The organism is Pseudomonas sp. RA_15y_Pfl2_54 (assembly GCF_963971015.1).
Taxonomy (GTDB): domain Bacteria; phylum Pseudomonadota; class Gammaproteobacteria; order Pseudomonadales; family Pseudomonadaceae; genus Aquipseudomonas; species Aquipseudomonas baetica_A.
In genome coordinates, this window is the sequence record NZ_CAXAPN010000008.1 from 49,945 (window position 1) to 73,912 (window position 23,968).

The window sequence follows — 23,968 nt, forward strand, 5'->3', positions numbered from 1 at the left end:
GAGGTTCCCATGACCGTTACCGTCAATACCGTCTCCGCTGAAGGCTTTCGTCACACCGTAAGGATCGATGACCACGAACTGTTTGCCGACGCACCGAAATCTGCCGGTGGCGAAGGCTCGGCCCCCGAGCCGCATGATTACTTTGACGCGGCTCTGGGGGCCTGCAAGGCAATAACCCTGAAGATGTACGCAAAGAAGAAAGACATCCCGCTGACGGGCGTAGGTGTCGACGTCAAACGCGACAACAGCGAAGAACAAAAAGGCAAATACGTCTTGCACGTCACACTCACCCTCAAAGGCGTATTGACTGACGCCCAGCGTGAAGAACTGCTGCGCGTTGCCGACCGCTGCCCAATCCACAAGCTGATGACCACCACCGACGTGACGATCGAAACCCACGCGCCACAAGGCTTCGACAGCCAATAATCAACACGCGCGCTGCGGCGGGTTATGCTCTGCACATCACCCGCTCAGCCTGGAATGCACCATGGACACGCAACCTCTGATCATCCGCGCGCGCGCCGAAGACGTCGAAGGCCAGCCGATTCTGCGCCCACTGCCGTCAGCCAAATGCCGCAGCGTCGGGCCTTTCGTGTTTTTTGATCACATGCTCGAGACGATTTATCCGACGGGCAAAGGCATGAACATCCGACAGCATCCGCACATCGGCCTGTCGACCCTGACCTATCTGTTTGAAGGGCAAATCCAGCACAAGGACAGCCTCGGCTCCGATCAGGTGGTCAGCGCTGGCGATGTCAGCTGGATGACCGCTGGCAGCGCCATCGCTCACGTCGAGCGCACACCCGAGCCGTTGTGGAAGCAAAGCTTCACCATGCACGGTTTGCAGATCTGGCTGGCCTCGCCCAAGGATCATGAGCAAGGCCCTGGGCATTACAGCCATCACCCGGCGGCGACGCTACCCGTCAGCGATAACCTCGGCGTGCAGATAAGGATGATTGCCGGGTCAGGCTTTTGTCTTGAATCGCCGGTACCGGTGCTTTCTCCTACGCTGTACGCCGAAGTGAAAATGCAAGCGGCAACCACACTACTGATCCCGACCGAGCATCAAGAACGGGCGGTGTATGTGTTGAGTGGTGATGCGCAATTGAATGGCGAAACGATCGACCCCCATCTATTGGTCGTGCTCCCGCCCGGGGAAGAGATGAGCTTGTTTGCCGAGACTGATTGTCATGCTGTGGTGTTCGGCGGCGCCCCGCTGGACGGACCTCGGCGGATCAACTGGAATTTTGTCGCGAGCGATCCGGCAGCCATTGATGAGGCACGGCGCAAATGGGCGGCCGGGGATTGGCCGACAGTGCCCGGGGAAAGTGAGCGGATTGAATTGCCCTGAATCTTGTGTCGCTGATTAACCCTCTTCGCGAGCAAGCCTGTTCCCGCACTGGAACGCGTTCCAATGCGGGAAAAGAGGCCAGAACAGGCGCCGCCTGAATCAGCCCCTGAACACTTCATCCAATAAGTCATGCATCGACTTGAAGGCGCGCGCAGCGGTCTTCGCGTCGTACATCATCTTGCCCGGCACATTGGCGTGCGGATCGGTAAACGAGTGCACTGCACCGCCGTAGCTCAGCAATTGCCAGTCCACGTTCGCCGCGTTCATCTCATCTTCGAAAGCCGGCAATTGCTCTTTCGGCACCAAGGGGTCGGAAGCACCATGCAACACCAGCACCGAGCCCTTGATGTTCTTCGCCTCCGCCGGGTTTGGCGAATCCAGCGTACCGTGGAACGACACCACGGCCTTCACCGGCGCACCGGTACGCGCCAGATCCAGCGCACAACAACCGCCAAAACAGAAGCCGAACACCGCCAGCCTGGAAATATCGACCGCGGCTTCACCCTGCGTGTGCAACTGCTCGAACGCCGCTTGCATGCGCTTGCGCAGCAAGGCCCGATCATTTTTCAGCGGCATCATCGCCGCACCAGCCTGATCGGCGTTCTGCGGACGCACCGCCTGACCGTAAACGTCAGCGATCAACACCACGTAGCCTTTGGCTGCGACCGATTTGGCGATCTCTTCGGCGCCGGCACTGACGCCCATCCAGTTCGGGGCCATCAACAGACCCGGGCGCGCGCCCTTATGATCGGCATCGAAGGCTAACCGGCCTTCAAAAGGCTGGCCATCAATCTGATAGACCACGGAACGTACAGTGACTTGGCTCATTTCTGACTCCTGATTTGTTAAACACCAGAATGAAAAAACCCGCCGAAGCGGGTTTTTTTTGCAACGCGATTAAACCGACAGTTCAACCAGCAGCTTGTTCAGACGGGTCACGTACGCGGCCGGGTCTTTCAAGCTTTCGCCAGCCGCCAAAGCGGCCTGATCGAAGAGGATGTGCGACAGGTCGCCAAAACGTCCTTCGTTCTGCTCGCCGTCGAGTTTCTCGATCAGCGGGTGGCTCGGGTTGAATTCGAAGATCGGCTTTGATTCCGGCACTTTCTGCCCGCTGGCTTCGAGGATCTGGCGCATTTGCAGGCCCAGGTCCTGTTCACCGATGGCCAGAATGGCTGGCGAATCGGTCAGACGATGAGACACGCGAACTTCGGCAACGGAATCGCCCAGCGCGGTTTTCAGACGCTCGACCAGACCTTCTTTGGACTTGGCGACTTCTTCTGCGGCCTTCTTGTCCTCTTCCGAGTCCAGGTTGCCCAGATCGAGATCACCGCGTGCCACGTCGACAAACGTCTTGCCGTCGAAATCGCTGAGGTAGCTCATCAGCCACTCGTCGATACGGTCGGTCAGCAGCAGCACTTCGATGCCTTTCTTGCGGAAGACTTCCAGGTGCGGGCTGTTCTTGACCTGCGCGTAGGTTTCGCCGGTGAGGTAATAGATCTTGTCCTGACCTTCCTTGGCGCGCGCCAGGTAGTCAGCCAGACCGACAACTTGCTCGCCGTCTTCGTCATGGGTCGATGCGAAACGCAGCAGCCCGGCGATTTTTTCCTTGTTGGCGAAATCCTCGGCCGGGCCTTCTTTCATGACCTGACCGAAGTTTTTCCAGAAGCCTTTGTATTGCTCAGGCTCGTTCTTCGCCAGTTTTTCCAGCATGTCGAGTACGCGCTTGGTCAGCGCCGACTTCATCGAGTCGATGATCGGGTCTTTCTGCAGGATTTCCCGCGACACGTTCAGCGACAGATCGTTGGAGTCGACCACACCCTTGATGAAGCGCAGGTACAACGGCAGGAACGACTCGGCCTGATCCATCACGAACACACGCTGCACGTACAGCTTCAGGCCTTTCGGCGCCTCACGCTGGTACAGGTCGAACGGTGCGCGGGCCGGCACGTACAGCAGCGAGCTGTATTCGAGCTTGCCTTCGACTTTGTTGTGGCTCCAGGCCAACGGGTTTTCAAAGTCATGGGCGATGTGCTTGTAGAACTCCTGGTATTCCTCATCCTTCACTTCGGTGCGAGGACGGGTCCACAGGGCACTGGCGCGGTTGACGGTTTCCCACTCAACGGCTGGCGGCTCTTCGCCTTCGGCTGCGGTGACTTCCTTCGGCAGTTCGATCGGCAGGGCAATGTGATCGGAGTACTTCTTGATGATGTTGCGCAGACGCCAACCATCGGCGAACTCGTCTTCCGCCGCTTTCAGGTGCAGGACAATGCGAGTGCCGCGCTCAGGTTTTTCGATCGTGGCAACTTCGAACTCACCCTCGCCTTTCGACGACCAGTGCACGCCTTCGCTGGCAGGTGTGCCGGCGCGACGGCTGTACACGTCAACCTGGTCTGCAACGATGAAGGCCGAGTAGAAACCGACGCCGAACTGACCGATCAGGTGAGAATCCTTCTTCTGATCGCCCGAGAGGTTTTTCATGAAATCGGCAGTGCCCGACTTGGCGATGGTGCCCAGGTGGGTGATCACATCGTCACGGTTCATGCCGATACCGTTGTCTTCGAGGGTGACGGTTTTGGCGTCTTTGTCGAAGCTCACACGGATTTTCAGGTCTGCGCCACCTTCGAGCAACTCAGGCTTGGCCAAGGCTTCGAAGCGTAGCTTGTCTACAGCGTCAGAGGCGTTCGAGATCAATTCGCGAAGGAAGATTTCCTTGTTGGAATACAGCGAATGGATCATGAGGTGCAGCAGTTGCTTCACCTCGGTCTGGAAGCCCAGGGTTTCCTTTTGAGTTTCCACACTCATGGTCATCAAACTCCAATCAGATGGCATTGGCCGCGACCCGAATGGTCTGCGGCGGGTTGTCATCAGAGTTTGGGGCAGTGTTCAGGATTTCAAGGGGTCATCGATTTTGAAGTGCGCACGGGCAGTGGCAATCGGTTCATTTTCGGTGCTTTGCCATGCTGTGACCGCGACATTAGCGACTCGCCGCCCCTGCCGGCAGACCTCGCACTTGGCCCAAGTGTCGCGAAATTGCCCGGCTCGCAGGTAATCGAGGGAAAAGTCGATGATCTTCGGCACGCCCGGCGCACCGGTAAAAATCAATAAATGCAGGGCAGCGGCCAGCTCCATGAACCCGGCAATAACGCCGCCGTGGATCGCCGGCAATAAAGGGTTACCAATGTTGTCCTTGTTCGCCGGGAGCTTGAAAAGCAACTCATCACCGACCCGTGAGCATTCGATGCAGATCAGCCCGGCGTAGGGGATCAACTTCAGCAGCGGCGCGTAGTCACCCTGTTCGTGGGCCTGTTGCAGTTGATCCTTCAATTCATCACTCATTGACCTTCCCCCTTGATCGCACCGCCGAAACCTTTGGTGCCCCTGAGCCCCTTCCCCATACGCATGAACGTGCCAACGACATGGGCGATCGGCTGTTCGGGATCATCCTGATAAGCAAAGCCGCGAGCGAAGATCACATCGGTCGTTACCCGGTAGCATTGAGCGAAGCCATAAACATCTTTGCCGGGTTCAGCGGCGTGCATGTAGTCGATGCGCAGATCAAGAGTCGGGCAAACCTCGAACTCCGGTAGTACACACAAAGTGGACATCCCGCAGGCCGTGTCCATCAACGAGGTGATTGCCCCGCCATGAATCACCCCGGTTTGCGGATTGCCCACGATTTTCGGGCTGTACGGCAGGATAACCGTGAGCCCTTCGGTGGAGGCGCTGTGCACCTGCAAACCAAGAACCTGACAGTGACGCAACGCCGACAGAAATCGTGTCGCACGCTCAAAAACGGGGTGGTCAGCCATTTGATAATTACTCTCGTTAAATCCATTTGCCAGTAGTAGGAAACACAGCAAAAGTTCCGCAGCAAAACAAACTTATATATCTGAAACAAATGAGGAACTTAACCCTCAGGCGCGAGCTCTTAAGGCCAGTAGTTATTTTCCATAAGGAGAAACACCCCATGCGTAAGACTTTAGCTATTGCCTTGATGTTGACCGCGTCCCTCGGTCTCGCTGCCTGCGATAAAAAATCCGAGGACAAAGCTCAAGATGCCAAAGAACATGCTGAACAAGCTCAACAAGACATGAGCAAAGCTCAGGATAAAGTGAACGACGCAGCAAAAGAAAACGCCGAAGCCGCCAAAGATCAGGCGGAATCGAACGAAGCTGCGAAAGACGAAGCTGCCAAGACGCAATAAATCGCCTCTTGATGCAGAAAAAGAAAACCCGCCAAGTGCGGGTTTTCTTTTGCCTGTTACTTTTCGGTAATGCGCTGTTAAAGCAACACCGTTCTAAAAGTCGGACTAATCATCAATAACAACGAACACAATAAACCGATTCCCCAGACCAGACTGCGCAGTCGCGGCAGGTCAGCCAGGTAAAACCACAGGTAGATGATCCGGGCTATTACAAAAATGATTGCCAATGTATCGATCAACCACCCCGCCGTTTGCGTGGTATGCGCCATCAGCACGCCTACCGAAAACAACATGAACGCTTCAATACTGTTCTGGTGAGCCGCCAGCGCCCTGGCGCCGTAACCGGTGAGCTGCGCCTGCTGTTGGCGCGGCAGGTGATTGTTGTAACCACCCTGCTCTTTCATGGCCTTGGCCACCGGCATACGCGCGATGTAAATCAACAGCGCACTGATAAACACACACCAGAATGGAATACTCATCAAGCAGCTTCCTTGTTCGCCTCGGGGATGGGCGCCTGTGTAGGGGTATACACCATTACATCGAGGACGTCGGAATGAAATTCGCGGCGGTATAACACCACCACGACCCCGGCGCTCATCATCATGAACAGCCAGGGGCTGACGAACCACGCCAGCATGCTCATGCCGAAGTAATAGGAGCGCAGGCCAAAGTTGAACTGGTTGGCCGCCATCGAAATCACCCGCGCCGCCCGCAAAGCGAAGGCCTTGCGCTCCTGCTCCGAGACTTGTCGCTCACCGATCATGGGCGCCGAGCCCACCAGAATCGCCGCAAAGTTGTACTGACGCATGCACCAACTGAACGTGAAGAACGCATAGACGAACACCAGGGCCAGACACAGCAACTTGATCTCTGACATGCCTTGCGACGCCTGCTGCACCATCGGAATATCCGCCAGCAACGACACCGCACGCTCGGAAGCACCAAGCACGGTGAGAATACCGGCGAGAATAATCAGGGTACTGGAGGCGAAGAACGAGGCGTTGCGCTCCAGATTGCCGATCACGCTAGCGTCCGCGATGCGGTTGTCGCGCAGCAACATGCGGCGCATCCAGTCTTCACGATACAGGTGCAGCACGCTGGCCAGGCAAGCGGTGTCGCGAGCCTTCCAACTGGCGTATCGGGTGTAACCGCCCCAGCAGATGACAAACCAGAGTGCAGCGAGCAAATGGATCAGGTTAGCTTGGATGAACGACATGCAATTCCTTGTCAAATATGAGCACTTTATCGGGGGGAGCGGGTTTGCTCGCTCCCACCAGAATCGATGTAATCGTTCGACGTTAGCTCAGGAAAAAAGACACTGCCTGATGTTCATAAAAAATGCCCCGTATCGATTGATACGGGGCATTTCTGTTTAATCGCCCAAGACCCGCTTGTGGCGGGTCAGGAAACGTCAGGCAATGGCTTCACTACGCTTGCCCAGCACGCGATCGCAGATCACTGCAACCACCAGGGTCATCACACACGGCACCAGCCACGCCAGGCCCTGTTCACTCAGTGGCAGATGCGACAGTTGCGATGGCAGCCAGTCGGCCAGACCGGCGCCTTTCAGAGCGTCGATGCAGCCAAACACGAAGGACACCAGCATCACTGGGCCGATGATACGGCCGTGCTCATGCCAGAAATCTTTGCAGAAGCTCAGCGCTACCAAAACGATGCATGGCGGGTAGATCGCGGTCAGCACCGGAATGGAGAAGGCGATCAATTTGGTCAGGCCCAGGTTGGACACCAGCAGCGAGAACGCCGCCAGAATGATCACCAGCGTCTTGTAGGACAGTGGCAGCACTCGGCTGAAGTATTCGGCACACGCGCAGGTCAGGCCCACGGCCGTCACCAGACACGCCAACGAGATCAGCACCGCAAGGAAACCGCTGCCCAGGGAGCCAAAGGTGTGTTGCACATAAGCGTGCAGTACCGCAGCGCCATTGGTGGCACCAACGGCTACTTCGTGGCTGCCGGAACCAAGACGGAACAGGCTGATATACACCAGCGCCAGACCGACACCGGCAATGAGTCCGGCGATGATCGCATAACGGGTGATCAGCGCAGGCGACTCGACACCACGGGAGCGGATCGCGTTAACGATGACGATGCCGAACACCAGCGCACCGAGGGTATCCATGGTCAGGTAACCATTGATGAAACCCTGGGAGAACGGTGCAGCCACATATTCCGGAGTACCGCTACCGATATCTCCCGCGGGCAAGGCGAATGCAGCGATGCCCAGTACCGCCAGTGCAATGATCTTCAACGGCGCGAGGAAGCGACCTACGGTGTCGAGCAGACGGCCCGGATACAGCGAGATGAAGAACACCAGCAGGAAGTACACGGAACTGTAGAGGAACAGCGCCAGCGGGCTCTCGCCAGTCAGTGGCGCCAGACCCACTTCGAACGACACGGTCGCGGTCCGCGGTGTGGCGAACAATGGACCGACCGCCAGGTAGCAAGCGGCCGCCAGCACACCGCCGGCAATCTTGCCGATCGGGCTGCTCAACGTGTCCATTGCGCCGCCGACCTTGGCCAGCGCAATGACGGTGACCACCGGCAAACCGACCGCCGTGATCAGGAAGCCCAGTGCCGCCATCCAGACGTGAGGTCCGGCCTGCAAGCCGACGATCGGCGGAAAAATGATATTGCCAGCCCCAACGAACAGGGCAAATGTCATAAAACCAAGTGCCAGGATGTCCTGACCTTTCAAAACTTTCATTAAGGAAATACCACACTACTGAATCGGAATTTAGAGGGGGATTGCCCTGTGGGATTAGGGAAATGCTGTCGATCCGTATGGGACTGACCCGTATAGCGCGTTGCATGCCTTGTGGGCGGCAGACGCAAAAATGGCGGCTAGCCTAACGAATTTGGCTTACAAACGCACTGTTTGAGGGCGAACTATCCGATACGCGACGTTTCCGCGTCGCGTTTTTGCATGTAATTGGGTGGATGCCTATAAATAGCCACCATCGACTCAAATGCCAGAAACGACAAAGGCCACCCGGAGGCGGCCTTTGTTTGGTGAAGCGTCAGCTAAGCGCGAGGCTTACTTGACAGCCCAACCAGTCAGCTCGGCCAGGGCCTTGCCGATGTCTGCCAGCGAACGCACGGTTTTAACGCCTGCGTCTTGCAGAGCAGCGAATTTCTCGTCTGCAGTGCCTTTGCCGCCAGAGATGATTGCGCCAGCATGGCCCATGCGCTTGCCCGGAGGAGCAGTCACACCAGCGATGTAGGAAACAACCGGCTTGGTCACGTGTGCCTTGATGTAGGCAGCCGCTTCTTCTTCAGCCGAACCGCCGATCTCACCGATCATCACGATCGCTTCGGTCTTCGGGTCTTCCTGGAACAGCTTCAGGATGTCGATGAAGTTCGAACCCGGGATCGGGTCACCACCGATGCCGACGCAAGTCGACTGACCGAAACCGGCGTCAGTGGTCTGCTTCACAGCTTCGTAGGTCAGGGTGCCGGAACGGGAAACGATACCGACCTTGCCTGGCAAGTGAATGTGACCTGGCATGATGCCGATCTTGCATTCGCCTGGGGTGATCACGCCTGGGCAGTTAGGGCCGATCAGGACTACGCCCAGTTCGTCGCACTTAACTTTAGCGTCCAGCATGTCCAGGGTAGGAATGCCTTCGGTGATGCAGACGATCAGCTTGATACCGCCGAAAGCAGCTTCCAGGATCGAATCTTTGCAGAAAGGAGCCGGAACGTAGATCACGCTGGCGGTAGCGCCAGTGGCAGCTACGGCGTCTTTAACGGTGTTGAACACTGGCAGACCCAGGTGCTCGGTGCCGCCTTTGCCCGGAGTTACGCCACCAACCATCTTGGTGCCGTATTCGATGGCTTGCTGGGTGTGGAAACTACCTTGCGAACCGGTAATACCCTGGCAGATAACTTTGGTGTCTTTATTGATCAGGACGCTCATTATTTGCCCTCCGCAGCTTTGACAACTTGTTGAGCAGCGTCGGTCAGGCTGGTAGCAGCGATGATGTTCAAACCGCTTTCTGCCAGTACTTTAGCGCCCAGCTCAGCGTTGTTGCCTTCAAGGCGAACAACAACCGGGATTTTCACGCCGACTTCTTTCACAGCGCCGATGATGCCTTCGGCAATCATGTCGCAGCGAACGATGCCGCCGAAGATGTTGACCAGCACTGCAGCGACGTTAGTGTCGGACAGGATGATCTTGAACGCTTCGGTCACGCGTTCTTTGGTAGCGCCACCACCTACGTCGAGGAAGTTGGCTGGCTTGCCGCCATGCAGGTTGACGATGTCCATGGTACCCATGGCCAGACCGGCACCGTTGACCATGCAGCCGATGTTGCCTTCCAGTGCTACGTAGTTCAGTTCGAACTTGGCAGCGTGCGCTTCGCGCGGATCGTCTTGCGACGGATCGTGGAAAGTCTTCAGCTTAGGCTGACGGTACATGGCGTTGGCGTCGATGTTGATCTTGGCGTCCAGGCAGTGCAGATCGCCGTCAGCCTTGATCACCAGCGGGTTCACTTCCAGCAGAGCCAGGTCGTGATCCTTGAACAGTTTGGCCAGACCTACGAAGATCTTGGCGAACTGAGCAACCTGCTTGCCTTCCAGACCCAACTGGAATGCCAGCTCGCGCCCCTGGAATGGCTGAGCGCCAACCAGTGGATCGATAGTGGCTTTCAGAATTTTTTCTGGAGTGTCGTGAGCGATTTTCTCGATGTCCACGCCACCTTCGGTGGAAGCCATGAACACGATGCGACGGCTCGAACGGTCAACGACAGCGCCCAGGTACAGCTCTTTAGCGATATCAGTGCACGATTCAACCAGGATCTTGGTGACTGGCTGGCCATTGGCGTCAGTCTGGTAAGTCACCAGACGCTTGCCCAGCCACTGCTGTGCGAAGGCTTTGGCGTCTTCTTTGCTGCGAACCAGCTTAACGCCGCCCGCTTTACCGCGACCACCGGCGTGAACCTGGGCTTTGACAACCCACTCGTTGCCGCCGATTTTGTCGCAAGCTTCTGCTGCTGCTTCCGGGGTGTCTACTGCGTAACCAGTGGAAACTGGCAGGCCGTATTCAGCGAACAGCTGCTTACCCTGATACTCGTGAAGATTCATGCTTTTTACCGTCTTCGTTAGGTACTGCGCATTCGGCGCTGCGCTCTTGATGAGTGCCGCGCCACCTGTGACTGCTGCTTGCGTAGCTGAGCTACGCAAGACTGCGTCCAGCGGACATTCCGCGGTGAGACTTGCTCGCAAGGCTCACGACGGGCCGTTACCGCCGTGGTTTCTTATTGTCTGTTAACGCTTCTTGCGGTTGGCAATGTGGATGGCGCCGCCATTCACAGCCAGAGCAGCTTCGTGCAAGGCTTCAGACAGGGTCGGATGGGAGAAAACCATCATGCCCAGGTCTTCAGCACTGGTGCCGAACTCCATACCGATCGCGCCCTGCTGAACCAGCTCTGCAGCGCTCGGGCCAATCACGTGCACGCCCAATACGCGGTCAGTCTTGGCATCGGCGATGACCTTGACGAAACCACCGGTATCGTTGGCGGCCATGGCACGGCCGGAAGCGGCGAACGGGAAGGTGCCAACGTTAACTTCAACGCCTTCAGCTTTCAATGCCTGCTCGGTTTTGCCAACCCACGCGATTTCCGGGTGAGTATAAATAACCGAAGGGATCAGGTCATAGTTGATCTGAGCCTTGTGACCTTTGATGCGCTCGACAACCATGATGCCCTCTTCCGAGGCTTTGTGAGCCAGCATCATGCCGCGAACCACGTCGCCGATGGCGAAAACGCCCGGTACGGTGGTCGCGCATTGATCATCAACGTGCACGAAACCGCGCTCGTCCAGGGTCACGCCGCTGTCGGCAGCCAGCAGATCAGTGGTCACCGGACGGCGACCAACGGCTACGATCAGCTTGTCGAAAGTGATGGTCTGTTCGCCGTTGGCATCGGTGTAGTTAACAACGACTTCGTCGCCGTTCACTTTCGAACCGGTCACGCGAGCACCCAGTTTGATGTCCAGACCCTGCTTGGTCAGGGTTTTCAGCGCTTCCTTGGAAACCGCGGTGTCCGCTGCCATCAGGAAGGTGTCCAGGGCTTCCAGGACAGTCACTTCTGCACCCAGACGCGACCATACCGAACCCAGTTCCAGACCGATCACGCCAGCGCCGATCACGCCCAGACGCTTAGGCACGGATTGGAATTCCAGCGCACCTGTCGAATCGACGATGACGTTCTGATCAACCGGAGCCGGTGGAATGTCGATCGGACGCGAACCTGGCGCCAGAATGACGTTTTCAGCTTCGATGACTTCAACCGAACCGTCCGGCTTGGTGACTTCGACTTTCTTGCCAGCCAACAGCTTGCCGTGGCCCTGGATCGAAGTAACGCCATTGGCCTTGAACAGAGTGGCAACGCCGCCGGTCAGGTTCTTGACGATGCCAGCCTTGCGGCCAACCATCGCAGCGACGTCCATTTTGACTTCGCCGGTCGAGATACCGTGAACGTTGAAGCTTTCTTTCGCTTCCTTGTATTTCCAGGAGCTGTCCAGCAGCGCCTTGGAAGGAATGCAGCCGACGTTCAGGCAGGTACCGCCCAGGGCTTGCTTGCCTTCGGCGTCGGTGTACTTCTCGATGCAGGCAGTGCTCAGACCCAGTTGTGCGGCCTTGATGGCAGCCACATAGCCACCAGGGCCAGCACCAATCACTACTACGTCAAATTTCTGCGACATTCAAAAAATCCTCTTTAGCGAAAAGCTTCAAGCCACAAGCTTCAAGCCAAGCCGCCCTTTCTTGCGGCTTGCTGCTCGAAGCTTGCAGCTGCTTCTATCAGATATCCAGCAACAGACGAGCCGGATCTTCCAGCAGGTTCTTGATGGTCACCAGGAAGGTCACAGCTTCTTTGCCATCGATCAGACGGTGATCGTAGGACAATGCCAGGTACATCATCGGACGGATAACGACCTGACCATTGATGGCCATAGGACGCTGGATGATGTTGTGCATGCCCAGAATAGCTGCCTGCGGCGGGTTGACGATCGGGGTCGACATCATCGAACCGAAGGTACCACCGTTGGTGATGGTGAAGGTACCACCGGTCATCTCGTCCATCGACAGTTTGCCGTCACGGGCCTTCTTGCCGAAAGTGGCGATACCACCTTCGATTTCAGCCAGGCTCATCAGCTCGGCGTTACGCAGGACCGGTACAACCAGGCCGCGGTCGCTGGAAACGGCAACGCCGATGTCAGCGTAGCCGTGATAAACGATGTCGCCGCCGTCGATCGACGCGTTCACAGCCGGGAAGCGCTTCAGTGCTTCGGTGGCCGCCTTCACGAAGAAAGACATGAAGCCCAGGCGTACGCCGTTGTGGGACTTCTCGAACAGATCCTTGTACTTGGAACGCAGCGCCATGACTTCGGTCATGTCGACTTCGTTGAAAGTGGTCAGCATTGCCATGTTCGATTGAGCTTCAACCAGACGCTTGGCCACAGTGGCGCGAACGCGGGTCATCGGTACGCGCTTCTCGATGCGGTCGCCAGCGGCGAACACAGGAGCGGCGGCCGAAGGAGCAGCAGCCTTGGCAGGCGCGGCAGCCGGAGCGGCTTTCTTGGCAGCAACAGCAGCAACCACGTCTTCCTTGGTCACACGACCGCCCTTGCCGGTGCCGGCAACGGAAGCGATGTTGATGCCGTTTTCTTCAGCCAGCTTGCGAGCAGCCGGAGCAGCAACAGGATCGTCTTCGCCTTCGGCGGCAGCCGGGGCAACGGCAGCAGCGGCCGGAGCAGCAGCGGCGGCTGGAGCAGCGGCCGCAGCGCCGCCCGCTTCGATGGAGCCCAGGACTTCGTCGGACAGAACGGTGTCGCCTTCGTTCTTGACGATTGCGCCCAGCACGCCATCAGCAGTAGCCAGCACTTCCAGTACGACTTTGTCGGTTTCGATGTCAACGATCAGGTCGTCGCGCTTGACAGCGTCGCCCGGTTGTTTGTGCCAGGTGGCAACGGTGCCATCGGCAACCGATTCCGGGAAAGTGGGGGCTTTGATCTCGATAGCCATTATCTGTAGTTCCTTAAATTCGGTTTCAGGTGCGCGAAGGCGTTAAACGGTAAACGCGTCTTGCAGCAGTTTTTCCTGCTGCTCGGCGTGCATCGATGCATAACCACAAGCAGGTGCAGCAGAAGCATCACGGCCCGCGTACTCAAGTACGAGAGACTTGTTGTGATTGCTAACGATGCGGCGCATGTGGTGCTGGCTGCAGTACCAGGCACCCTGGTTCATCGGCTCTTCCTGACACCAAACGATATGTTTGAGGTTGGTGTACGGAGCCAGAACTTCGTTCAAGTCGTCCTCAGGGAATGGGTACAGCTGCTCGATACGCACGACGGCGATATCGTCACGGCCTTCGGCACGGCGTTTTTCCAGCAGGTCGTAGTAGACCTTGCCGCTACACAGAACAATGCGCTCGACCTTTTTCGGATCTTGAGCATCGATTTCCGGGATCACGGTCTGGAACGAACCTTCGGCCAGGTCTTCCAGCGTCGAGATGGCCAGCTTGTGGCGCAGCAGCGACTTCGGAGTCAAAACTACCAGTGGTTTGCGCAGCGGGCGGATCACCTGACGACGCAGCAAGTGGTAGATCTGCGCCGGAGTGGTCGGTACGCACACCTGAATGTTGTGCTCGGCGCATAGCTGCAGGTAACGCTCAAGACGTGCCGAACTGTGCTCAGGGCCCTGACCTTCATAACCGTGTGGCAGCAACATGGTCAGACCGCAGAGACGGCCCCACTTGTGCTCGCCGCTGGTGATGAACTGGTCGATAACAACCTGCGCACCGTTGGCGAAGTCGCCGAACTGGGCTTCCCAGATCACCAGCGCGTTTGGCGTGGTGGTCGAGTAACCGTATTCGAAGGCCAGCACCGCTTCTTCCGACAGGAAAGAGTCGTACAGGTCAAAGCGTGGCTGACCGTCGTACAGGTTCTGCAGCGGAATGTAGGTGCCCGCGTCTTTCTGATTGTGCAGAACAGCGTGACGGTGCGAGAACGTACCGCGGCCGATGTCCTGACCGGTCATGCGAATCGGGTGACCTTCAAACGCCAGGGTCGCGTACGCCATGGTTTCGGCGTAACCCCAGTTGATTGGCAGGCCGCCGGCTTGCATCTTCTGACGGTCTTCGTAGATCTTCGCAACCTGACGCTGAACCACGAAGCCTTCCGGAATTTCCAGCAGCTTGGCGGACAGTTCCTGCAGGGTTTTCAGATCGAAACGGGTGTCGTGACGTGCAGTCCAGGCGTGGCCCAGATACGGACGCCAGTCCACGAACAACTCTTTGTTCGGCTCTTTGACCAGCGATTTCACTACGTGCAGACCGTTGTCCAGCGCGTTGCGGTATTCGTCGACCTTCGCCTGAACACGCTCTGCATCAAGAGTACCGTCCTGAGTCAGACGATCGGCGTACAGCTCACGAGTGGTACGCTGTTTGGTGATCTGCTGATACATCAGAGGCTGGGTGCCGCTTGGCTCGTCGGCCTCGTTGTGGCCGCGACGACGGTAGCAGACCAGATCGATCACTACGTCACGCTTGAACTGCATGCGGTAGTCGATGGCCAACTGGGTCACGAACAACACGGCTTCCGGATCATCACCATTCACATGGAGAATCGGCGCCTGAATCATTTTCGCAACGTCGGTGGCGTACTCGGTGGAACGCGAGTCCAGCGGGTTGCTGATGGTGAAACCCACCTGGTTGTTGATCACGATGTGAACAGTACCGCCGGTTTTGAAACCGCGGGTCTGCGACATCTGGAAGGTTTCCATGACCACACCTTGACCTGCGAATGCAGCGTCACCGTGGATGGAGATCGGCAGAACCTTCTCGCCGGTCGAATCGTTACGACGATCCTGACGGGCACGAACCGAACCTTCTACCACCGGGGAAACGATTTCCAGGTGGGACGGGTTGAACGCCATGGCCAGGTGAACTTCACCACCGGTGGTCATTACGTTGGACGAGAAGCCCTGGTGATATTTAACGTCACCGGAACCCAACTCGACCTTCTTCTTGCCTTCGAACTCGTCGAACAGCTCGCGCGGGTTCTTGCCGAAGGTGTTGACCAGTACGTTCAGACGACCACGGTGAGCCATGCCGATGACGACTTCCTTGGTGCCGTAGGAACCGGAACGCTGGATCAGTTCGTCGAGCATCGGAATCAGGCTTTCGCCGCCTTCCAGACCGAAACGCTTGGTGCCCGGGTATTTGGTGCCCAGGTATTTTTCCAGGCCTTCACCGGCTGTCACGCGCTCAAGCAGGTGGCTCTTGATGTCGGCGGAGTATGTCGGACGACCACGCACGCTTTCCAGACGCTGCTGGAACCACTGGCGCTGCTCGGAATCGGTGATATGCGTAAATTCAGCGCCGATGGTGCGGCAATATGTCTGCTGCAACGCTTCGTGAATTTCGCGTAGGCTCGCTTCCTCTTTGCCGATGAACAGGTCGCCGGCACGGAAGGTCGTATCAAGATCGGCATTGGTCAAGCCGTAATGATTGATCGACAGGTCTGCAGGTGCAGGACGCTGCCACAGTCCCAGCGGGTCAAGCTGGGCTGCCTGGTGGCCACGCATACGGTAGGCCTGGATCAATCGCAGCACTTCAACTTGCTTCTTCTCGTGCTCACTGCTCACGCTGCCGGCGGAAACCGGTTGGGCGCGGCGCTGGTTCTTTGCCAGCAGCACGAAATGATCGCGAATTGTGGAGTGCGAAACATCAGTGGCAGAGTTGCCGTCGGCAGGCAACTTCTGAAAGTAGGTGCGCCACTCTTCTGGCACAGCGTTAGGGTCGTGCAGGTAGAGCTCATAAAGCTCTTCCACATAGGCAGCGTTTCCACCTGAAAGGTAGGCGCTGTTCCACATGCGCTGCATCACGCTTTCTTGCATGCTTGGTCACCCTCGGTTAGGGGAACACCATCGGCGCCAATACCGAGCAAACTTGCAGAAGTCCGAATGCAGCGACCAAAACAAGCCACTTAGGATCACGCTGATAGTCCGGGTACCAGCCCGGATGCCCCTGCTTGTCTCATTTCTTCAAAATAAGAGCCGCAGCTTATGGCTGCTGCTCTGGTTATAGCCATGACGCGGGTTGAAGCCCGCGCCACAGCCTCTACGGTGCAGCGGTTACAGCAGCTGAATCACACGCCGCTCGAAAGCAGCATGTTACGGATGTGACCGATGGCCTTAGTCGGGTTCAGGCCTTTGGGACATACGTTGACGCAGTTCATGATGCCCCGGCAGCGGAATACGCTGAACGGGTCATCGAGCGAAGCCAGACGTTCGCTGGTCTTGGTGTCACGGCTGTCTGCCAGGAAGCGGTAGGCTTGCAGCAGAGCAGCAGGACCCAGGAACTTGTCCGGATTCCACCAGAAGGACGGGCAAGAGGTCGAGCAGCAAGCACACAGGATGCACTCGTACAGACCGTCGAGCTTTTCACGCTCTTCTGGCGACTGCAGACGCTCGATGGCCGGAGCCGGCGTGTCGTTCTGCAGGTAAGGCTTCACCTTCTCGTATTGCTTGTAGAAGATGCTCATATCGACGACCAAGTCACGGATAACCGGCAAACCTGGCAACGGACGAACAATCAACTTATTACCTTTCACAACGGCAGACAGCGGCGTGATGCACGCCAGACCGTTTTTGCCGTTGATGTTCATGCCATCGGAGCCACAGACGCCTTCACGGCAGGAGCGACGATAGGAGAAACCCTCGTCCTGCTCTTTGATCAGGGCCAGCACGTCCAGCACCATCAGGTCTTTACCACCGGTATCGACCTGGAATTCCTGCATGAACGGCGCGGCGTCCTGATCAGGGTTGTAGCGATAAACACTGACTTGCAACATGGCGGCCACCCTTAATAAGTCCGGACTTTAGGTTCGAAAGTCGGAACAGTCTTCGGCGAGAAGTTAACAGCACGCTTGGTGACGCGCTTGTCACCCGGGAAGTACAGGGTGTGGCACAGCCAGTTTTCGTCGTCACGATCTTCGAAGTCTTCACGGGCGTGCGCGCCGCGTGACTCTTTACGAACTTCGGCAGCGATGGCAGTCGCCTCAGCCACTTCCAGCAGGTTTTGCAGTTCCAGCGCTTCGATACGCGCAGTGTTGAACGCCTGCGACTTATCGTTGATCTTCACGTTAGCGATACGCTTACGCAGGTCGGCCAGTTGTGCGATGCCTTTCTGCATGTATTCGCCAGTACGGAACACACCGAAGTAGTTCTGCATGCAGCTTTGCAGCTCGCGACGCAGGGTTGCCACGTCTTCGCCATCAGTACGGTTGTTCAGTGAATTCAGGCGCGACAGGGCCGCTTCGATATCGGCTTCGGTAGCGTCGTCGTATTCGATGCCATCGGTCAGTGCCTTCTCGAGGTGCAGGCCGGCAGCGCGACCGAATACCACCAGATCGAGCAACGAGTTGCCGCCCAGACGGTTGGCACCATGAACCGATACGCAAGCCACTTCACCGACCGCGAACAGACCAGGAATGACCTGATCCACGCCTTCGTCGTTCTGGGTGATCGCCTGGCCATGAATGTTGGTGGGAACGCCGCCCATCATATAGTGGCAAGTTGGTACAACCGGAACGGGAGCAACAACCGGATCAACGTGCGCAAAAGTCTTCGACAACTCGCAAATGCCTGGCAGACGGCTGTGCAGCACTTCCTCGCCCAAGTGGTCGAGTTTGAGCATTACGTGGTCGCCATTCGGACCGCAACCGTTGCCGGCGATGATTTCTTTAACCATCGAGCGAGCAACCACGTCACGACCGGCAAGGTCTTTGGCGTTCGGAGCATAACGCTCCATGAAACGCTCGCCGTGCTTGTTGATCAGGTAACCACCTTCACCACGGCAACCTTCTGTAACCAGTACACCGGCACCGGCGATACCGGTCGGGTGGAACTGCCACATTTCGATATCTTGCACGGGTACACCAGCACGCAGAGCCATGCCGACGCCGTCACCGGTGTTGATCAGGGCGTTGGTGGTGGAAGCGTAGATACGGCCTGCACCGCCGGTCGCCAACACGGTGGCTTTGGCGCGAATGTAGGAGGTTTCGCCAGTTTCGATGCAGATTGCGATCACACCGACGAAATCGCCTTCCTGGTTTTTCACCAGATCGACAGCGTAGTACTCGTTCAGGAACGTGGTACCGGCTTTCAGGTTGCCCTGATAAAGGGTGTGCAGCAGCGCGTGGCCAGTACGGTCGGAGGCTGCGCAAGTCCGTGCAGCCTGTCCGCCCTTGCCGTAGTCCTTGGACTGACCGCCGAACGGACGCTGATAGATACGGCCTTGTTCGGTACGCGAGAACGGCAGACCCATGTGGTCCAGTTCGAAAACCGCGGCCGGGCCTTCCTGACACATGTATTCGATAGCGTCCTGGTCACCGATGTAGTCGGAGCCCTTGACGGTGTCGTACATGTGCCAGCGCCAGTCATCGTTCGGGTCGGCGGACGCGATCGCGCAGGTGATGCCGCCTTGGGCGGATACAGTGTGCGAACGGGTCGGGAACACCTTGGTGATCACGGCAGTCTTGTGACCACCTTGCGCCAGTTGCAGCGCTGCGCGCATGCCGGCACCGCCACCACCAATAATGATGGCGTCGAAAGAAATCGTTGGAATGTTAGCCATGAATCAGATACCCCAGAGAATCTGCACACCCCAGACGAAGTAGGCGAACATTGCAACGCCGCATACTGCCTGGAAAAGGAAACGTACCGCAGTCGCGGACTTGCCCAGCGCCATCGGCGTCAGGTAGTCGGTCGCGATGGTCCACATGCCGACCCAGGCGTGAGCGCCCAGAGCCACCAGTGCCAGCAGACTGAAGATACGCATCCCGTTGTGGCTGAACAGGCCGTGCCATTGGTCAAAGCCAATGCCCGGATTCACTGCGAGATAGCCGATCAGGAAAATGAAATAAGCCGCGAGAACAACCGCAGACACACGTTGCGCCATCCAGTCATAGAGGCCCGAACGCGAAAGGTTCGTAACGCTGGTTACCATATCCAAACTCCTGCCAGAACGATCAACACCACGGAAACCGCGATGATAATTTTCGAGCCCAGGCGGCCGCCTTCCAGCGTCTCACCGATGCCCATATCCATAATCAAGTGGCGCACACCGGCTACCAGGTGATACAGAAGAGCGGAGAGCAGACCCCATGCTACGAACTTGGCCAGCGGACTGGTCAAGCATGCCTTCACCTCGGCGAAACCTTCCTCGGAACCCAGGGATTTGCCCAATGCATAAAGCATGAAGCCCAGGCCCAGGAAGAGAATGATGCCGGAAACACGGTGAAGAAACGACGTAACGCCGGTGATGGGGAGTTTGATGGTCCTTAGGTCTAGGTTTACAGGTCGTTGGCTTTTCACGGCTTTTTTTTCACACTGAAGAGCCCCTAACAATCAGGGCAAAGTTGTTGGGGAGTGCACTGGTCAGGTAACCACCACCCAGGGATGCGACCCCCAATAAAGCAGGCCCAAAAGCCCTTGGCGGTCGGTGGCCGAGTATAGACAGTTAGGCTACTAATGACAACGCAATCACCTACCCCCAATAGCTGATTGCACAAGTTGCATAAAAGGCGTAAATGGCAGTCAATTTCGAGGAAAAAGTGCACTTAAAGCCTTCTGGAGCAAGACTTTAGGCAAATTGACATTCAAATTTATCTCACTATAGTGGTGCGGGCCCTGCGTGGGGGGTCTGTCTGATGGTTCAAGCATAAATAGGAGGCCACATGGCTGACAAAAAAGCGCAGTTGATCATCGAGGGCGCAGCCCCCGTCGAGCTGCCCATTTTAACCGGCACCGTTGGTCCCGATGTTATTGATGTTCGGGGCCTTACGGCCACGGGCCGCTTCACTTTCGACCCGGGTTTCATGTCGACCGCTTCGTGCGAATCGAAGATTACCTATATCGACGGCGACAACGGCATTCTGTTGCACCGCGGCTACCCGATCGAACAGCTGGCTGCAAAGTCGGACTACCTCGAAACCTGCTATCTGCTGCTCAACGGCGAACTGCCGACGACAGAACAGAAAGCCCAGTTCGTCAGCACCGTGAAAAACCACACCATGGTTCACGAGCAGCTGAAAACCTTCTTCAACGGCTTCCGTCGCGACGCCCACCCGATGGCCGTCATGTGCGGTGTAGTCGGCGCCCTCTCGGCCTTCTACCACGACTCCCTGGACATCAATAACCCGCAGCATCGCGAAATTTCCGCGATCCGTCTGGTTGCCAAGATGCCGACCCTGGCAGCGATGGTTTACAAGTACTCCATGGGCCAACCCATGATGTACCCGCGCAACGACCTGACGTACGCGGAAAACTTCCTGCACATGATGTTCAACACCCCGTGCGAGATCAAACCGATCAGCCCGGTACTCGCCAACGCCATGGACAAGATCTTCATCCTCCATGCCGACCACGAGCAGAACGCATCGACGTCCACCGTACGCCTGGCAGGCTCTTCGGGTGCCAACCCGTTCGCCTGTATCGCCGCCGGTATCGCCGCACTGTGGGGCCCTGCTCACGGCGGTGCGAACGAAGCCGTTCTGACCATGCTTGACGAGATTGGCGATGTTTCCAACATCGACAAATTCATCGCCAAGGCCAAGGACAAGAACGATCCGTTCAAACTGATGGGCTTCGGTCACCGGGTTTACAAAAACCGCGACCCACGCGCAACAGTCATGAAGCAGACCTGCGACGAAGTGCTGAAAGAACTGGGCATCACCAACGATCCGCAACTCGAACTGGCCATGCGCCTGGAAGAGATCGCCCTGACCGATCCATACTTCATCGAACGCTCTCTGTACCCGAACGTCGACTTCTACTCGGGGATCATCCTCAAGGCGATCGGCATTCCGACCAGCATGTTCACCGTGATCTTCGCTTTGGCGCGGACTGTCGGCTGGATCTCCCACTGGAAAGAAATGCTCTCCAGCCCGTACAAGATCGGCCGTCCGCGCCAGCTGTACACCGGCTACGAGTCGCGTGACATCACCAAGCTGGAAGACCGCAAATAAGACTTGTCTTGCGATAACGTCTTGAAGTTGCACCGGGAACGGCCTCTTATATAGAGGCCGTTTTTGTCTGTCTGGGGTTTGGGGGGGGCATATCCGTTGCCGCGGTAACGGCCTCCTATGGTTTCGCTCTTACAGCGAGCCACTGTTTCCAAACGTGACCCGCCGTAAGGGCGCAGCCCTGGAAGCCGTTACCGCAGCAACGGATATAAACACACCATCAACAGACAACACGCCCACAAAAAATGCCCCGATCTCTCAACCGGGGCATTCAGCACAACCTATACAACCATCAAGCGATCAGTGCGAAACCGCCCCACTCGCCCCCAACCCCGTCTGCGAACGCACAAACTGCGGGAAGAACAGCGCCCGCTCGTTATCCGCCGCCGCCGACTTGTCGGTGATCGAGAAGAACCAGATCCCGACAAAAGCAATGACCATCGAGAACAGCGCCGGGTACTCGTACGGGAAGATCGCCTTCTCGTGATGCAGGATTTGCACCCAGATGGTCGGGCCAAGCACCATCAGGCCTACCGCACTCAACAGCCCCAGCCAGCCGCCGATCATCGCGCCGCGAGTGGTCAGCTTCTTCCAGTACATCGAAAGCAGTAGGACCGGGAAGTTACAGCTCGCCGCGATGGAGAACGCCAGGCCAACCATGAACGCGATGTTCTGGCTTTCGAACAGGATGCCCAGGCCGATGGCCAGAACACCCAGTGCGATGGTGGTGATCTTCGAAACGCGGATCTCGTCCTTATCGTTAGCCTTGCCCTTCTTGATCACGCTGGCATACAGGTCATGCGACACCGCCGAAGCACCGGCCAGGGTCAGACCCGCCACAACCGCCAGAATGGTCGCAAACGCCACGGCCGAGATGAAGCCAAGGAAAACACTGCCACCCACCGCGTTAGCCAGGTGCACCGCCGCCATGTTGTTGCCGCCGAGCAAAGCGCCCGCCGCATCTTTGAACGCAGGGTTGGTGCTGACCAGCAGAATCGCGCCGAAGCCGATGATGAAGGTCAGGATGTAGAAGTAACCAATGAAACCGGTCGCATACAGCACGCTCTTACGCGCTTCCTTGGCGTCACTCACGGTGAAGAAACGCATCAGGATATGCGGCAGGCCTGCGGTACCGAACATCAGCGCCAAAGCGAGAGAAAACGCCGAGACCGGATCTTTCACCAGGCCGCCAGGGCTCATGATCGCTTCACCTTTGGGGTGAACCTTGATTGCCTCGGAGAACAGCATGTTGAAGTCGAAGTTGACGTGCTTCATGACCATCAACGCCATGAAAGTAGCACCGGACAGCAACAGCACAGCCTTGATGATCTGCACCCAAGTGGTCGCCAGCATGCCGCCGAACAGCACATACATGCACATCAGGATACCGACCAGAATCACCGCAACGTAGTAATCGAGACCGAACAGCAACTGGATCAGCTTGCCGGCACCGACCATTTGCGCGATCAGGTAGAACGCCACCACCACCAGCGAACCGCAGGCAGACAGGGTGCGGATCTGGGTTTGCCCGAGGCGATAGGACGCCACATCGGCAAAGGTGTACTTACCCAGGTTACGCAGACGCTCGGCGATCAGGAACAGAATGATCGGCCAGCCCACCAGGAAGCCGATCGAGTAGATCAACCCATCGTAGCCGGAGGCAAACACCAGCGCGGAAATCCCCAGGAAAGACGCGGCCGACATGTAGTCACCAGCAATCGCCAGACCGTTCTGGAAACCGGTGATCTTGCCACCCGCCGCGTAGTAGTCGGCCGCCGAATTGTTGCGCTTGGACGCCCAGTAGGTGATGCACAGGGTCGCGCCGACGAACACCACGAACATGGCGATCGCGGAAACGTTGAGCGGTTGTTTGTGGACTTCGCCGGTCAAGGCTTCTGCGGCCCAGACTGCCGGAGCGAACGCTGCGATGCTCAAAAGAGCCAGTAGACGCCGGATCATTGCTGAGCCTCCTTGAGAATCGCATTGTTCAGGTCGTCAAACTCGCCATTGGCGCGGCGCACGTAGATAGCGGTCAGGACGAAAGCCGAGACAATCAGCCCGACACCGATCGGGATGCCCCAGGTGATCGAAGATTCAGGACTGAGCTTCGCCCCGAGCTCTTGCGGCGCATAGGCGATCAGAAGAATGAATCCCGAGTAGAGCCCGAGCATGATCGCCGAGAGTATCCAGGCGAACTTTTCCCTTTTCTGCACCAGCTCCTTGAAGCGCGGGCTGTTTTGAATCGAGAGGTAAATGCTGTCGTTCATTGTTTTTATCCTCGCAGCACAGATTATTGTTGGAACAATACTCACTGTATGCGGCTGCGAGCCAGGTTCCAGACGACCTTAGTAGTATAACGCCATGAC

The 23,968-nt window shown here is 57.3% G+C and carries 22 protein-coding genes; 4 read left to right on the forward strand and 18 right to left on the reverse strand.

Annotation, left to right across the window (positions count from 1 at the left end; genetic code table 11):
• Nucleotides 1–9 precede the first annotated feature (9 nt).
• Nucleotides 10–426, forward strand: coding sequence for an OsmC family protein (locus tag AACY50_RS08030; RefSeq protein ID WP_339433712.1), 417 nt, complete (start codon nt 10–12; stop codon nt 424–426).
• A 61-nt stretch (nt 427–487) separates the two neighbouring features.
• Nucleotides 488–1,351: a pirin family protein gene (locus AACY50_RS08035; protein WP_339433713.1), complete on the forward strand. Its 864-nt coding sequence runs from the start codon at nt 488–490 to the stop codon at nt 1,349–1,351.
• A 99-nt stretch (nt 1,352–1,450) separates the two neighbouring features.
• Here AACY50_RS08035 and AACY50_RS08040 read toward each other — a convergent pair whose 3' ends face one another.
• From AACY50_RS08040 to AACY50_RS08055, 4 genes are all read right to left on the reverse strand, one after another.
• The gene (locus tag AACY50_RS08040; RefSeq protein WP_339538432.1) at nt 1,451–2,179 is read right to left on the reverse strand and encodes a dienelactone hydrolase family protein; all 729 of its coding nucleotides are present in this window, start codon (nt 2,177–2,179) and stop codon (nt 1,451–1,453) included.
• A 69-nt stretch (nt 2,180–2,248) separates the two neighbouring features.
• A complete protein-coding gene (htpG, locus tag AACY50_RS08045; RefSeq protein WP_339433715.1) occupies nt 2,249–4,153 on the reverse strand; it encodes a molecular chaperone HtpG in 1,905 nt (634 codons plus the stop codon).
• An 81-nt stretch (nt 4,154–4,234) separates the two neighbouring features.
• The gene (locus tag AACY50_RS08050) at nt 4,235–4,687 is read right to left on the reverse strand and encodes a PaaI family thioesterase (RefSeq protein WP_339538433.1); all 453 of its coding nucleotides are present in this window, start codon (nt 4,685–4,687) and stop codon (nt 4,235–4,237) included.
• Nucleotides 4,684–5,160, reverse strand: coding sequence for a PaaI family thioesterase (locus AACY50_RS08055; RefSeq protein WP_339538434.1), 477 nt, complete (start codon nt 5,158–5,160; stop codon nt 4,684–4,686). Before AACY50_RS08055 ends, AACY50_RS08050 begins: the two co-directional genes overlap by 4 nt.
• Nucleotides 5,161–5,318: 158 nt before the next feature.
• On the opposite strand from AACY50_RS08055, the gene AACY50_RS08060 reads away from it, so the two are divergent.
• Nucleotides 5,319–5,555 (forward strand): hypothetical protein, encoded by a 237-nt coding sequence (locus AACY50_RS08060; protein WP_339433718.1) that lies wholly within the window; start codon nt 5,319–5,321, stop codon nt 5,553–5,555.
• A gap of 77 nt (nt 5,556–5,632) precedes the next feature.
• On the opposite strand, the gene AACY50_RS08065 is transcribed toward AACY50_RS08060, so the two are convergent.
• The 12 genes from AACY50_RS08065 to sdhC form a co-directional block, all read right to left on the reverse strand.
• Nucleotides 5,633–6,034, reverse strand: a complete 402-nt coding sequence (locus tag AACY50_RS08065) for an MAPEG family protein (RefSeq protein ID WP_339433719.1) — start codon at nt 6,032–6,034, stop codon at nt 5,633–5,635.
• On the reverse strand, nt 6,034–6,771 hold the full coding sequence (locus AACY50_RS08070) for a DUF599 domain-containing protein (RefSeq protein WP_339433720.1): 738 nt from the start codon (nt 6,769–6,771) through the stop codon (nt 6,034–6,036). The genes AACY50_RS08065 and AACY50_RS08070 overlap by 1 nt, the downstream gene beginning before the upstream one ends.
• A 195-nt stretch (nt 6,772–6,966) precedes the next feature.
• A complete protein-coding gene (brnQ, locus tag AACY50_RS08075; RefSeq protein WP_339433721.1) occupies nt 6,967–8,280 on the reverse strand; it encodes a branched-chain amino acid transport system II carrier protein in 1,314 nt (437 codons plus the stop codon).
• Between the two features lie 330 nt (nt 8,281–8,610).
• Nucleotides 8,611–9,492 (reverse strand): succinate--CoA ligase subunit alpha, encoded by an 882-nt coding sequence (sucD, locus tag AACY50_RS08080; protein WP_007919877.1) that lies wholly within the window; start codon nt 9,490–9,492, stop codon nt 8,611–8,613.
• Nucleotides 9,492–10,658: an ADP-forming succinate--CoA ligase subunit beta gene (gene sucC / locus AACY50_RS08085; protein WP_085732277.1), complete on the reverse strand. Its 1,167-nt coding sequence runs from the start codon at nt 10,656–10,658 to the stop codon at nt 9,492–9,494. The genes sucD and sucC overlap by 1 nt, the downstream gene beginning before the upstream one ends.
• 183 nt (nt 10,659–10,841) lie before the next feature.
• Nucleotides 10,842–12,278 (reverse strand): dihydrolipoyl dehydrogenase, encoded by a 1,437-nt coding sequence (gene lpdA, locus AACY50_RS08090; RefSeq protein ID WP_339433637.1) that lies wholly within the window; start codon nt 12,276–12,278, stop codon nt 10,842–10,844.
• 97 nt (nt 12,279–12,375) lie between these two features.
• The gene (gene odhB / locus AACY50_RS08095) at nt 12,376–13,599 is read right to left on the reverse strand and encodes a 2-oxoglutarate dehydrogenase complex dihydrolipoyllysine-residue succinyltransferase (protein WP_339433636.1); all 1,224 of its coding nucleotides are present in this window, start codon (nt 13,597–13,599) and stop codon (nt 12,376–12,378) included.
• Nucleotides 13,600–13,641: 42 nt separating this feature from the next.
• Entirely contained in the window at nt 13,642–16,473 is a 2,832-nt protein-coding gene (locus tag AACY50_RS08100) for a 2-oxoglutarate dehydrogenase E1 component (RefSeq protein WP_339433635.1), read from the reverse strand.
• A gap of 251 nt (nt 16,474–16,724) precedes the next feature.
• Nucleotides 16,725–17,429 (reverse strand): succinate dehydrogenase iron-sulfur subunit, encoded by a 705-nt coding sequence (locus AACY50_RS08105; protein WP_003223007.1) that lies wholly within the window; start codon nt 17,427–17,429, stop codon nt 16,725–16,727.
• Nucleotides 17,430–17,440: 11 nt separating this feature from the next.
• A complete protein-coding gene (gene sdhA / locus AACY50_RS08110) occupies nt 17,441–19,213 on the reverse strand; it encodes a succinate dehydrogenase flavoprotein subunit (RefSeq protein ID WP_339433634.1) in 1,773 nt (590 codons plus the stop codon).
• A gap of 3 nt (nt 19,214–19,216) precedes the next feature.
• Nucleotides 19,217–19,585, reverse strand: a complete 369-nt coding sequence (gene sdhD, locus AACY50_RS08115) for a succinate dehydrogenase, hydrophobic membrane anchor protein (protein WP_221732169.1) — start codon at nt 19,583–19,585, stop codon at nt 19,217–19,219.
• The gene (sdhC, locus tag AACY50_RS08120; RefSeq protein WP_015096190.1) at nt 19,579–19,953 is read right to left on the reverse strand and encodes a succinate dehydrogenase, cytochrome b556 subunit; all 375 of its coding nucleotides are present in this window, start codon (nt 19,951–19,953) and stop codon (nt 19,579–19,581) included. Before sdhC ends, sdhD begins: the two co-directional genes overlap by 7 nt.
• A gap of 362 nt (nt 19,954–20,315) precedes the next feature.
• Between sdhC and gltA the strand changes: the two genes are divergently transcribed.
• The gene (gene gltA, locus AACY50_RS08125) at nt 20,316–21,605 is read left to right on the forward strand and encodes a citrate synthase (RefSeq protein ID WP_221732168.1); all 1,290 of its coding nucleotides are present in this window, start codon (nt 20,316–20,318) and stop codon (nt 21,603–21,605) included.
• A gap of 297 nt (nt 21,606–21,902) precedes the next feature.
• Here gltA and AACY50_RS08130 read toward each other — a convergent pair whose 3' ends face one another.
• Nucleotides 21,903–23,561: a cation acetate symporter gene (locus AACY50_RS08130; RefSeq protein WP_339433633.1), complete on the reverse strand. Its 1,659-nt coding sequence runs from the start codon at nt 23,559–23,561 to the stop codon at nt 21,903–21,905.
• Nucleotides 23,558–23,869 (reverse strand): DUF485 domain-containing protein, encoded by a 312-nt coding sequence (locus AACY50_RS08135; protein ID WP_339433632.1) that lies wholly within the window; start codon nt 23,867–23,869, stop codon nt 23,558–23,560. Before AACY50_RS08135 ends, AACY50_RS08130 begins: the two co-directional genes overlap by 4 nt.
• Between the last annotated feature and the right edge of the window lie 99 nt (nt 23,870–23,968).